Genomic DNA, 13,523 nt, shown 5'->3' with positions numbered 1-13,523 from the left:
GTCATATTTCGTTAATTATGAATTAGAATGATAAATTTAAACCAAATACCAATTGTTTAGTAAGCGGATAGTTCAGGCTTCCGTTCATTTCAGGATCATAATCCTTCAACAAGTGACTTTTAGCCACAACAAAAGGATTGGTAATGGTTCCATAAACTCTCAATTTCTCGAAGCCGAATTTCTTCAGCAAATCTTTAGGCAGGTTATATCCCAAAGTAATATTCTTTATTTTAAAGAAAGAACCATCTACATAAGACAGAGAATAATATCCCGTATAATCTTTTAAAGCCATATTGGCATTAGCAGCAGGGAAATCATTCGACGGATTTGATTCAGTCCAATAATTGAAATATTCCGGGAAATTATTAGCTCCGGTCGGATCATAACGAGTCAGCATGGAATAATTAATCATTTGTCCCCAACGCATAAACATAAAGACACTTAAATCAAAGTTCTTCCAGTTAAGCGTATTTTGCAATCCCAGCGTCCAGTCGGGAGAGTTATGTCCAATGATCTGATAATCATTTTCGCTGATGGTATACTTATTGTCGGCCGTATACTCCACGCCCTCTTCATCTACATACTTACCGATCTCTGATTTCTTAAGTCCCGGAATATCAATTTTGATATCACCCGGTTTCTGTCCGAATACAGCCGCATCACTTGCTTCTCCTTTTTGCCATATTCCGGTAATCTTATACTTATAGAATGAATTAACAGGAGATCCTTTAGCCAACGTATAATTACCGTTGGTTACATAATTAGAAGTACCATCGGCTAGTGAAGTCACCTTTTCCTTATTGAATGAATACGTCAAAGTTGAGCTCCATTTAAAATCTTTGGTTTGAATGTTGCGCGTATTTAAAGTTACCTCAACCCCTTTATTATCAGTAGAACAAATATTCATGTTAGTATAATACTGAGTAGAAGCGTTGTATCCGCCATTTGTAATAGGCAAATATCTTTGCCATATCACACCTTTCGTTTTCGTATAATAAAAATCGGCAGCCAAGTCAATGCGGTTTTTCAGCACAGCCATATCAACCCCGATGTTCGTATTATATGATTTCTCCCATCCCAGGTTGGCATTCGTATAGTTTTCAGAGAACATGTAAACAAGCTCTTTCTGTCCGCCCAAGCTAAAATAACTTTGATCGAGGTGAGATGTTGACGTATAAGGATCTATAGACGCCGTACCGGTGACACCATATCCCACGCGTAATTTCAGGTTATCGAGCCATTCTCTTGTACCTTCCATAAACTGTTCATCGGAAATTCTCCATCCGGCAGAAACCGCAGGGAACGTATCCCATCTGTTACCATCGGCCAAACGAGAAGAACCATCATGTCTAACCGAAGCCGAGAACAAATAACGTCCCAGATACGAATAATTAAGTCGCCCTACCAGTCCCAGACCTTTCGACATGTTGTATGAAGTTTGAGCAACAGCAGCAGAGTTTGAAGAAATGCCATGCCACAAAAACTTATTATCCGTGATATTATCTTGTTTCAGGTAACTGTTATCCGTTTGATTGTGGTTCCATGTTGTAACACCCGTTACAGTGAAAGCATGATCTTTATTGATCGTAAAATCATAAGTCAGCACATTCTCCCACTTATAATTATAGTTTCTATTTTGAGTAACAGCAGCATAAACAGAAGAGTTTGTACCCACAGCATCGGCTCCCGAAGCTACATAATACTGATACGAACCCTGTCCCTGGAAATAATTAGTACGCGAATACGCCAACGTACCATTAATACGTGAAATCAGCGTCAGCCCCTTCATCGGTGTAATCTGAACATACGGATTCATGTACAATTTCAAGTTCTGATTTTGATTCTTATACACACCGCCAGCCGTGTTAAGCAGCAAGTTTATTTCGTTACCGTCATCAACAACCGGATTCACGTTTATATTACCGTTATCATCATAAGCCCTACCCAAAGGCACAGCACACAGTGCACTTTCCAAGCTGGCATACGCCTTATTCTGATGTACATAAGACGCCTGCATATTCACACCGGCCGAAAGCCAGTTGTTCACCTTATGATCTATACGGATATTCGTTGAATAAACCTTATAATCATCACCCTTATACTGTCCGTTCTCATCCGAGAAATTAAGAGACATATAAGCCTTTGTCTTTTCCGTTCCACCCGACACAGACAAACTGTAATTCTGAGTGTAACCCGTTTGCATCAACAAATCGGCCCAGTCAATATATTGTCCGGCCAAATGTGCCTGATAGGCAGCGTCTGACGTAAATAAACGACTGTCGTCAGCCGTAGAAGTCCAGTTACCCGTAGCCGCATTAGCATCTCTCAACACATTAATGTAACTATCACCGCTACGCATTTCGGGTGTTTTTGACCAACCATTAAAGCCACCAAACACATTGAAGTTAACGGCAGTCTTACCCTCTTTACCACTTTTGGTGGTAACAATAATAACCCCATTGGCACCTGCCGAACCATAAACAGCAGTAGAAGAAGCGTCTTTCAACACCTCAATAGACTCAATATCATTCGGGTTCAATGTAGAATAATCACCCGGCATGCCATCGATTATAAAAGTAGGGTTTCCGCTTGCTGTAAAAGAGCGCGTACCCCTTAACTGCATGCTCACACCGGAACCGGCCTGACCAGATGACTTTGTAATATCCAAACCGGCCACTTTACCCTGCAAAGCCTCCATGGGATTAGATCCCGGATTCAACGTTACATCCGAACTTTTAATAGACGTAACGGCACCTGTCAAGTCCCTTTTCTTCACAGTACCGTAACCAATAACCACTACCTCTTCGAGCGTTTTGGTATCCGGCTTCATTTGAATATTCAAACTGCTTTTGTTTCCGATCTCCAGATTTTGAGTTTGGTATCCAATGTAAGAAACCACCAGCACACTATTATTTGCCGGCACTTTCAATGAAAACTTACCGTCAAAATCAGTAATTGTTCCTACACTGGTGCCCTTTATCAGAACAGAAACACCAATCATAGGCTCACCCAGTTCGTCAATGATTGTTCCATTAACAATTCGCTGCTGCATCACCGTTGATACTTCGTCAACAGTAGCATTTGCATGCGTAGAAATAAAAAACAAAGCAAAAAGCGGGAGTAAGAATGCCCAAATTCCTTTGGACTCCCAAGATAAAAATCTTCTTCTCTTCATAATATTAAAAAGATTACTAATTGAAATTATATCGCTGTTATTTCAGTGTTCTTTTGAGATAGAGTTTTTTGATAATTTGGTTAGTAGACATATTTAATATGACGAGCAGAGTATCATTTTGTAATCAGTGGAAAGCATAAAAAACCGTTCAATGAAGCATTTACTTCAATGAACGGCTCATTTCTATCCGTTATTTTACAACCTGCTACTTCTCAGCTTTTTGCAATAACTCACGCGTATGCAACAACAGCTCCCTATTGCCATAAGCACCGTGTCCCGGTATAACAATGCGTGCGTCGGGATATTTACGCATAACCTTATCAATAGTCGAAGGCCACTCTGCCACCGCAGCATCAGATAAGTTGCCCAATCCCGTAGCTTTAAGCTCCTTAACCATACATCCTCCAAAAAGAATCTTCTCAGAAGGAATCCATACCACAATATTATCAGTAGAGTGCCCTCCGCCGGGGTAGTAACAACACAAATCCATATCGCCCAACTTCACTGTCAGCGAATCAGTGAACCCATAATCGGGTACTGGCAACTTCTCTTTCCGGGCTATATCAATAGTCATTTGGTTGGCATACGATTTCACCCCTTTGGTTTGCAGATAAGCAAGTCCACCCAAGCAATCACCGTGCCAATGATTGGGAATAAAAGTAGTAAGCTTTGCCTTCAGTCCCTCTTCAATCCACTTCACCAACATAGCAGTACGCTCATCGTTGGCAGGCGTGTCGAGCAAAGCCGCTTCACCGTTATTTACCAATATCAAACCATTGCACGGCACCACACCAAAGCTACCCATATCATCATAAGAGACATAAAAGTAAGCCCTGTCGCACAGTTTTACAGCCTCCATACCCGGCCCAACCTTTATTTTGGGCGAAAGTTCTGTTTCAGAAACACCTTTCTGAGCGTTAACACTTAGAAAAATCGCAGAAAAGAAAATGAATAGTAAGTAAATACGTTTCATATTATACATTATTAGCACCTCAAAGATATGAATTTATTTTTAATAGTAAATCAGTCTTAAAATAGAAGACTAAATACAAGAAATATATTTTTTATCGTATTTTTGTTGCAATGAGAACATCCGAATACAAATACAACATCAAGATTGCCGTTTATTCATCTATAATCATTAGTATTATAGGTGCTATAAACATAATTGTTGATCCCAAAAATTCGTATAATACCTACTCTTTTATTCTTCTCCGTATTTTTGCCGTGTGCATTGTAAACTGGAGCCTATTGATATTAACGACTTATCTAACTGAAAATATTTCCGCAATAAAAAAAAGAATAAAAGCCGTCACTATATTCACCTATTATTTAATTGGCATTCCTGCTACACACTTCACCATTTATCTCACAAATCACGTTGTACAGAATCAGATATATGCCAACAACACAGCTTATAGAAAACTCTTTCTTAGTTTCCTATTGTGCAGCATTATATTACTTACTAAGTATACTTTTAATCTATTATCTGAGAAACAAAAAATAGATATTGAAAACGAACGATTACTCCGCGAAAACCTTCAAGTTCGTTTTGAAATATTGCGTCAACAAATCAACCCGCATTTTCTTTTTAATTCATTAGCTACATTAAAAGTGATGCTTCGCGACGACAAAGAAAATGCAGAGACCTTTATTATGCGTTTATCGGATATGCTTCGATATTCTTTGAAACTTTCATCTAGCGAAAAGGTCCCTCTAGGAGAAGAACTCGCAATCCTAGAGGCATACTTATTCATGCTAAAATGTCGATTTGAAAACAAATTGGTGGTACATACAGATATTAATCCAAAATATCATTCATATTACATACCACCATTTTCACTACAAACCATTGTAGAGAACTGTGTAAAACACAATATAATATCCGCCGAACACCCTTTAGAAATAAAGATACATAGTACCGAAGATTATCAGTTGATAATCTCTAATACATTGCAACCTAAAAAAGCATTTGAACCATCCACGTGTATTGGTTTAGCTAACATTGACAAAAGATATCAGTATCTCTGCAATCAGCATATAAAAATAGACAGAGACGATAAATATTATACAGTAACGATACCTATTATTCCAAATATATGAAAATACTAATCATTGAAGACGAAGCACGTACGGCTGTTGATCTGGCTCAAACTTTAAAAAAGATCAATCCTCAAATAATGATTCTCAACATATTGGACAGCATCAGTTCAACAGTGACATATCTTAAGACAAATAGTATGCCCGATTTGATTTATATGGATATCCAGTTATCTGACGGCCCTTCATTCGACATATTCAAAGAAGTCAACATCACATGTCCGGTTATATTTTGTACAGCTTATGATGAATATGCTGTAGAAGCTTTTAAAATGAATGGTATCTATTTTATTTTAAAGCCATTTGACATGGAATCTGTTGGGAGTAGTTTGGCTAAAGTTGATTTTTTGAAGTCACATTACCAAATGAACTATTCAAACAATGAACCAAACAACACATTATTCAAAACACTCCCTCAAATAAATAGATCCTCCTTTCTAGTTCATCATAAAGGCAAAATGTTTCCCGTATCAGTTACGGACATTGCTTACTTTTTCATTGCAGACGAGCTCTCTTTTATTTTTACGTTCAATGAACAAAAGTATATAATTGACCATTCCTTAGAAGAATTAGAAAAAATGATTGATCCTAATAAGTTCTATCGGGCAAACAGACAGTTTTTAATTAATTTTGAAGCGATTAAAGAAGTAGAGCCCTACTTTAACAGGAAACTTCTCATCAAGTTATCTGTTCAATGCAATACAAGCATAATTGTTAGTAAACTCAAAAAAACAGAATTCCAAGCTTGGCTATCAGAGCGTTGATAATGCCCGTTTCTACTCCTATTATGTCCGCTTCAACCTTTATCATCTTGTAACCCGTTAATCGAAGCACTAATTTTGTCGCATAAATTTCGAAATTACTCAATTCAAAATTCATGCTACAATATGAAAATTAAACTTTTCTCTATTTTATTTTTTTGCATAACATACCAAGGCTACGCACAAGGTAATTATTCATTGGTTCAGTGCATAGAGTATAGCTTACAAAATCATTCATCCACAGAAGTATACCAAAACAATATCATAATAGCCAAAGAGCGAAAAAAACAAGCCATTAGCTATTATCTACCTCAAATTAATGTAAATAGTACCGTTACGGACAATCTAAAATTACAAACTAACATTATACCGGCCGGAGTATTAAGCGATGAAGACATCTCAATGCAGTTCGGTAAGAAATACAACTCAAATATCTATGGAGAAGTAACGCAAACCATTTATAATCAACCGGCTATATATAACATCAAAAGCAGCAAAGTGAATATCAAAATAGCCGATCTGCAACAGATACAAAACAGCGAATCCATCATATTTAATACCGCTCAAGCTTATTTTCAGGTACTTGTATACAAAGAATACAAAGCAAAGTTACAAGAAATTATACAATCGTACATTCAACTATTAAATATATTAAAACTAAAACATCAGAAAGGGATCATTATTGAAACTGATGTGGAGCGTGTTAGCGTAAGTCTTAAATCAGCAGAATATCAACTGAATGAAGTGGAAACGCAAATTAAGAACGCACTTGACAATTTAAAGTATACCATGGGATTAAGTCTGGAATCCGAACTTCACATCAGTGACTCGACCAATTATGAGCAGTACGTATCCTTTCCTGAAATAGCTTCGCTTAATATTAATAATCTTACCGAATATGAAATCAACAAAACACAGCAAAAGTTATTAGAATACAATTATAAATCACAGAAAGCAGAATTATTACCTACAATAAACCTCTTTAGTCGTGCTGGCAAACAAGGTTATTCTGAAGACATGTCAGGCATTTTTGATTCCTGGAAGGATTACTCTTACATCGGAGTATCCGTAAGTATGAATTTATTTTCCGGTTTAAGAAAATCAAGCAAAATCAAAGAGAGTAAATTGGTATTAAAAAACAGCTACACCAATCTGCATTTGGCAGAGACAGGCTATCAATTAACCTTCCAAAATTCAGAAAAAAATCTTCTCAATGCATACAACAATCTAAATGGGAGCAAAGACAATCTTGAATTAGCAAAAAAAATACTTGATACATCAAGCCTAAATTATCAAAAAGGGGCTTCGCCTATCAGTGTATTCCTCAATGACGATAACGCATATAAAAATGCCCAGTTACAGTATGTCAATAATCTATTCTCCTACATGAGCAGAAGACTAGATTACGAAAAAAACAAAGGCACTCTTTTTTCTTTTTATAATCAGTTAAAAAATAATTAATAAATAACGAATAGAATGAAACGAGCAAAAATCCTCTTTATAATCATTACCTGTATCGCTATAACTGCAATAATAGTAACGCTAGTTCTCAACAAGAATTCCATCAACAAAGCCAATCAACTTGTTGATCGTTCTAACGTTCCGGTTGCAGTGACCACAAAAATTGTAAACTCCGGCAAATTAGAAATTCAAAAAACACTCCCTGCCAGATTGAATCCAGTTGAAAGAGCTACTGCCAGTACACAAGTAGCAGGCACGATCAGCTATCTACATATTGATTTGGGCAGTAGGGTCCGCAAAGGAGAAGTTATTGGACATATTGACACTAAACTCACAGAGTTAAGTTTGCAATCAGCCACATTGTCTCATGAGAAATTGAAAAAAGATTACCAACGGATTCAAGATTTGTATAAAGGAAATGCCAGTAGTGAAATTGAACTCCTCTCTGCCAAATACAATTTTGAAAATACGGCTGTACAACGCAAGCAAATCAAACAACAAATTGAAAATGCTAAAATAATCGCTCCTATAAGCGGAACAATTATAACCAATGATTTCAAAACAGGAGAGTTTGCCAATTCCGGTTCTTCTATTGCTGAGATAGTTAACATATCAAAACTCAAAGCAACCGTTTACCTGGATGAAACAGAAGTATATTACGCCAAGCTTAATCAAAAGGTGGAAATAGAGTTACCCAGCTTTCCTCAAAAAACAATATCCGGCCATATAATATATATTAGTCCCAATGGAGATGAAAATCATAATTACCAAGTAGATGTATTGATTGATAATCCTGACGAATGGCTAAAAGCCGGAACTAATGTTGCTGTCAAAATCACACTCAAACAAGAGGAGAATGCAATATTGATCCCTCAACAAGCAATTGTTTCGGACCGAAAAGAAAACTATGTATACATTATAAGTCATGGGGTTGCTCACGCAAAGAAAGTAAAGACAGGAATTTCCTCTGACCAAAATATTGAAATAATCAGCGGATTGTCATTGGGTGATGAAGTAGTTCTTTCGGGCCAAATAAATCTGAAAGAAGGCAGCATCACGAAAGTCATTAACAAATAAGTAACATATTAGTATGTCAATAACAGAACTATCCATAAAAAGGCCTCTTCTCATTACGGTTATCTTCACTGTATTAATTCTTTTTGGAATATTAGGCTATACAAATTTGAATTACGAGTTACTGCCTAAATTTGATGCGGGTGTAATCTCTATCAATACGACCTATGTAGGCGCTTCACCCCAAGATATCGAATCTGCTGTGACCAAGCCAATTGAAGACGCAGTATCCACAGTGGAAGGGTTAGATATTGTAACCTCTCGTTCCATGGAAAACGTCTCAACCATTACTATTCAGCTCAAACCCGAAGTTGATGATGTAGTAGTTCAGCAAGACATAGAGCGCAAGATCAATCAAATAAAATCAACTCTTCCTGAAGATATTGAAGATCCGGTCATTAACAGATTCAGTTCCGATCAGTTTCCCGTATTAAACCTTTCTGTATCAGCAAACTTATCAGACACTCGTCTTTATCAGTTGGTTGAAGACAACATTTTACCCGGATTAACCAATGTTACAGGAGTTGGACAAGTCTCCATAATCGGAGGTAGTCCGCGTGAAATCAAAGTAGAAATCAATAATCACAAATTAAATTTCTATAACATACCTATCAGTCAGGTATATCAAGCACTTCATGCAGCATCTCTAGTCTATCCGGCCGGAAAATTATCATCACAGCAACAAGAACTATCTCTTCGCTTGAATGCAGATCTTACAACTACCGATATGATTCGTAATATAATCATTCGTGAAAATAAGAACGGAAGTAAGGTGTTAATCAAAGACATCGCCAAAGTAGTCGATACAGATGCTACCCCAAAAACCATCAATCGAATCAACGGAGTGAATGGAATCGGGCTTCAAATATTTAAAACAAATGACGCCAACACGGTTGAAGTAAGCAAAAAAATAAAGGAGAAACTTAATCAACTAGTTAATGAATATTCAAAAGAAGAATTTGCATATACCATTGCATCCGACCAGTCATTATACACATTAGCATCTGCTGACGCGGTAGTGCACGATCTGATCCTAGCAATATTCATTGTCGGTTTAGTTATGTTGTTCTTTCTACATAGTTTACGCAGCTCCATGTTTGTACTAGTAGCGATTCCTTCTGCCATGATTCCCACCTTTATGATGATGAGTATCTTCGGTTTTTCACTCAATCTGATGACCCTCATGGCCCTATCTCTTGTTGTCGGAATTTTGGTTGATGACAGTATTGTAGTACTGGAAAACATATTTCGCCACCTTGAAATGGGGAAAAACAAAGTTCGCGCTGCCATTGACGGCAGGCAGGAAATTGGTTTCACAGCAGTAGCCATCACCATGGTCGATTTGGTCGTATTCATCCCTATGGCACTTACATCCGGATTAGTAGGAAACCTCGTCCGACAATTCTCGTTAGTTGTTGTATTCTCCACTTTACTTAGCCTCTTCGTCTCATTTACCCTGACTCCCTTATTGGCATCACTTTTTGGAAAAGTTGACCACCTGAACAAAAGCACATGGTGGGGTCGCATTAATATACAATTCGAAAACTTTCTTGGAGCCATAAAAATGATTTACGGCCACATATTATTGTGGGTATTAAGACATAAACGAATTTTGTTTGCCTGTATTTTCACATTAATGGCAGGCTCCATCTGGTTGATCCCCGGAGGCTTTATTGGAAGTTCCTTTCTCGATTCAGGTGACAGAGGTGAGATAAGCATCAAAGTGGAAATGTCAACAGATATGTCCCTATACCAGACGAACCAGATGCTCAAACAAGCTGAATCAATTATTCTAAAAAATAAAGACGTTGAAACCCTATATACTTTGGTCGGTACCCAAACTGGTGGCGGAGGAACAACTTCGACTAACGCACATTGGGGACAAATGGACATTGTTTTAAAAGATAAAACGAAAAGAGAAATAACAACAGATGAGTTTGGCGTATTAGTACGCAACGAAATAGAAAGCTCCATTCCCGGCGTTAAAGTAACAGCATTGCCCATGAACATCACCGGCAGCAGCAACTCACCCATACAAATTGCCATAAAGGGAGCTTCGTTGGAGAATGTAAAAGAAGCAGCTGAAATAGTAAAAAAGATCGTTGAAAGTACCCCAGGAACAGATTATGTAAAATACAGCACACAATCCGAACGAAAACAAATACAAATAATACCAGACAGAGTGAAAATAAGCAGCATGAAATTAACCATTCAGGAAGTTTCACAAATGATTAATATAGCATTTAAAGGAAATGATAACATAGATCTGAAAGAGAATGACAATGAATACGCTATAAATATTCAGATGGATGACACTAACAAATTAACTGTTGAGAACTTGCGCGATATGATATTAACCAATAAAGAAGGTCGTACCATTCGCCTTAGCCAAGTAGCTTCAATAGAAGAAACAATGGTCTCTTCCATCCTTGAAAGAACCAACCGACTACCATCTATCACTATTAATTCGGCAGCAGTAGGACGTGCATCCGGGACCATCGTCAAAGAGATAAAAGAAAAGCTGATTCAATCCTCGCTGCCTACCGGTGTGTCCATTGAATACATGGGTGATCAGAAAAGACAAGAAGAAGCTTTTAGCAGCTTAATTTTCGCTCTGGGTATCGGCATACTTTTAATTTATTTAATAATGGTAGCCCTTTATGAAAGCCTAGTATATCCCTTTGTTGTACTATTCTCCATACCCGTGGCCATTATCGGTGCTCTGTTGGCACTTGCCCTAACAATGAACAACCTTACCACATTTAGTTTATGCGGACTCATCATGCTACTAGGGCTCGTCGCCAAAAATGGAATTCTTATAGTTGATTTTGCCAATCACCTCAAGAGCAAAGGTTTACCCTTGACTCAAGTTTTGGTCGAAGCCGGGAAAGAACGTTTACGTCCTATTATCATGACTACCTTTGCTATGATTTTGGGAATGCTTCCACTAGCCCTTTCTCAAAGCCCAGGTTCTGAACTTAAAAATGGCATGGCATGGATAATTATTGGAGGTTTGACCAGCTCATTCTTTTTAACTCTGCTAATAGTGCCTTGCGTTTATATGGTCGTTGACAACCTAAAAACTAAATTTTCACACAACAAACAACATGAATAAATTAATTTATCTCATATATCTGAGCTTCTATACACAATTGCTACATGGGCAAAACAATACAGAACAGCCTAAACTACAACCATTCGCAGGCAGGGTAACTCAAAAGTTCCCTGCCACGCGAATGATTGATGTTGAAGTACAACAAGTCATGTCATACGACTTTACATCCAAACTTCTCAAGGAAGAATACAATAGAGGGACTGTTAGTGACAGAAAAAATATAAAAGCATCATTCAATGCTCCCATTCTAATGAAGTCCAATTGGGCTATAATTGGATCTTTAAGATATCAATACGGCCATTTTAGTGTTGACAATCTGACTTCAGAATCTCAGAGCATGCCAAATATAGAAAGCCATAATGACTTACACTATTTCGGGGGAGGCGCCAGTTTTGCCTATTCATCCACACTATTCGGAAAGGATCATACCGAAATCCTGAGGGATTGTCATATTACGCATAAATTTTAGATAATCTGAATAAGAAGAATGCCACGTCCCTGACTCCTCTGAGTTGTGCTCTGAACTGCTTGATTTTTGCATTAAAAGATTCGCTAGCCGCATTAGTTGCACGGTTCTTGAAGAAAGCCACGATTCTCAAGTAATGCGTTTGTATAGTTCTTGCCACTGTGCCAAAGGATAGAAACCCTGATTTATCAACCTCATCATACCAACGAGCCAGTTTGGTTAATGCCACATCAGCATGTGTGGACTGATGATAAATGAGTCCTAAGCGCATACTTAAATAGTATGCCTTTTTGATATCCGGGTATTCTCTAAACAAAATAGCCGCACGCTTACTTTGAGAGCTACTCCAAGCGGTCTCTTTCTTAAATAACAAATAACGGCTTCTGGCAAGCAGCTGCTTTTTGGTATCTCCATTCTCCAATATCAAAGGTTTGTACTGCATTCCACAAGCCTTAGCATGGCTAATCTCTATATTTTCTTTATCCATGGCCTCCCAACGTGCATTAATACGCATTTCCTGTACGGCTTCAAAGGCCAATTGCTGTACATGAAAACGATCGACCACTTGCTGGGCGCCAGGGAAACATATTCGTGCAATCTGATGCATATTCGAGGCCATGTCTAAAGTGATCTCACGAACTTGAAAACGACGTCTGCGTGATAGTTGGAGCAACACAGCCGAGACTGTTTGTACATCCGTTCCTTTTATCATAGCAATAATGCTTCCTTTCTTACCTTTAGCTTCCTTATTGATTAGAATTGTGTATAACTCTCCACGAGAAAGGCTTGTTTCATCCAGCCCCACATGAGCACCCATATTCTTTTCAAACAAGATCCAATCTTCTGCATGGGGAAGTTGATCCCAGTATCTGTAATTGCTCAGATGATTCTTGTACTGTGATTCTAGTTGCTTGGCATCCAAACCATAGTGATCGGCCAATGAGCTGATGCTAAAGGCGCGAGAGTCGATCCATAGCTTTTAAAAAAGACGCAAATTCACAGGAGATTTGCGTGCCTTGAGCCATTAATAACCAATTACGGGATACGTATGTTTCTTTGGTGTGGTTATACCACCTGCGTTTCTTTATATAAAGGATACAGCTCCGTCCACGCATGGGATAATCATGCATACGAACTTCCTCATAGAACCCTTTGCTTTCAAGCTTATCCTGTTGATATTCTTCAGGAGGATTATTTTTCTCCTCAAAATAGATTTCAACTTTATCGGCAAGTTCATTGAAACGAACCATGTTGAAGTAATCAAACATGCCATCGGGAAAGATAAAACGAAGGAAGATATCGTAATTCATAAGTTTTTGGGCCAAAGATAAAGATTATCAATCAAAGCCCCTCAGGATTTCGGTATGATCC

10 protein-coding genes are annotated in these 13,523 nt (G+C 37.9%); 6 read left to right on the top strand and 4 right to left on the bottom strand.

The genetic code is table 11. The features are described 5' to 3' along the window. Positions 1-22 precede the first annotated feature (22 nt). Together C511_RS0111805 and bla are read right to left on the bottom strand one after the other, a co-directional pair. On the bottom strand, positions 23-3,175 hold the full coding sequence (locus C511_RS0111805; protein WP_027318185.1) for a SusC/RagA family TonB-linked outer membrane protein: 3,153 nt from the start codon (positions 3,173-3,175) through the stop codon (positions 23-25). Between the two features lie 205 nt (positions 3,176-3,380). After that, positions 3,381-4,139 carry a subclass B1 metallo-beta-lactamase gene (bla, locus tag C511_RS0111800; protein ID WP_148297768.1) on the bottom strand — a complete coding sequence of 253 codons (759 nt, stop codon included), beginning with the start codon at positions 4,137-4,139 and terminating at the stop codon, positions 3,381-3,383. 287 nt (positions 4,140-4,426) lie between these two features. Here bla and C511_RS16750 point away from each other — a divergent pair, with 287 nt between their 5' ends. From C511_RS16750 to C511_RS0111770, 6 genes are all read left to right on the top strand, one after another. Then, on the top strand, positions 4,427-5,278 hold the full coding sequence (locus C511_RS16750; RefSeq protein WP_211227694.1) for a sensor histidine kinase: 852 nt from the start codon (positions 4,427-4,429) through the stop codon (positions 5,276-5,278). Continuing rightward, positions 5,275-6,039, top strand: coding sequence for a LytR/AlgR family response regulator transcription factor (locus tag C511_RS0111790; RefSeq protein WP_027318183.1), 765 nt, complete (start codon positions 5,275-5,277; stop codon positions 6,037-6,039). The genes C511_RS16750 and C511_RS0111790 overlap by 4 nt, the downstream gene beginning before the upstream one ends. 123 nt (positions 6,040-6,162) lie before the next feature. After that, positions 6,163-7,497, top strand: a complete 1,335-nt coding sequence (locus C511_RS0111785) for a TolC family protein (protein ID WP_024997466.1) — start codon at positions 6,163-6,165, stop codon at positions 7,495-7,497. A gap of 15 nt (positions 7,498-7,512) precedes the next feature. Then, complete coding sequence (locus tag C511_RS0111780) at positions 7,513-8,574, top strand: efflux RND transporter periplasmic adaptor subunit (protein ID WP_027318182.1); 1,062 nt, start codon at positions 7,513-7,515, stop codon at positions 8,572-8,574. Between the two features lie 13 nt (positions 8,575-8,587). Further along, entirely contained in the window at positions 8,588-11,686 is a 3,099-nt protein-coding gene (locus tag C511_RS0111775) for an efflux RND transporter permease subunit (RefSeq protein ID WP_027318181.1), read from the top strand. Then, positions 11,679-12,155 carry a hypothetical protein gene (locus C511_RS0111770; RefSeq protein WP_027318180.1) on the top strand — a complete coding sequence of 159 codons (477 nt, stop codon included), beginning with the start codon at positions 11,679-11,681 and terminating at the stop codon, positions 12,153-12,155. The genes C511_RS0111775 and C511_RS0111770 overlap by 8 nt, the downstream gene beginning before the upstream one ends. Here C511_RS0111770 and C511_RS0111765 read toward each other — a convergent pair. Both C511_RS0111765 and C511_RS0111760 read right to left on the bottom strand, forming a co-directional pair. Further along, complete coding sequence (locus C511_RS0111765) at positions 12,139-13,092, bottom strand: ISAon1 family transposase (RefSeq protein ID WP_439709037.1); 954 nt, start codon at positions 13,090-13,092, stop codon at positions 12,139-12,141. The genes C511_RS0111770 and C511_RS0111765 overlap by 17 nt on opposite strands. Before the next feature lie 10 nt (positions 13,093-13,102). Beyond that, the gene (locus C511_RS0111760) at positions 13,103-13,462 is read right to left on the bottom strand and encodes an ISAon1 family transposase N-terminal region protein (RefSeq protein ID WP_024997767.1); all 360 of its coding nucleotides are present in this window, start codon (positions 13,460-13,462) and stop codon (positions 13,103-13,105) included. Positions 13,463-13,523: the final 61 nt, after the last annotated feature.

This window comes from Bacteroides graminisolvens DSM 19988 = JCM 15093 (assembly GCF_000428125.1).
In the GTDB taxonomy this organism is placed as follows: Bacteria; Bacteroidota; Bacteroidia; order Bacteroidales; family Bacteroidaceae; genus Bacteroides; species Bacteroides graminisolvens.
This window is presented reverse-complemented; position numbering and strand designations above follow the sequence as displayed.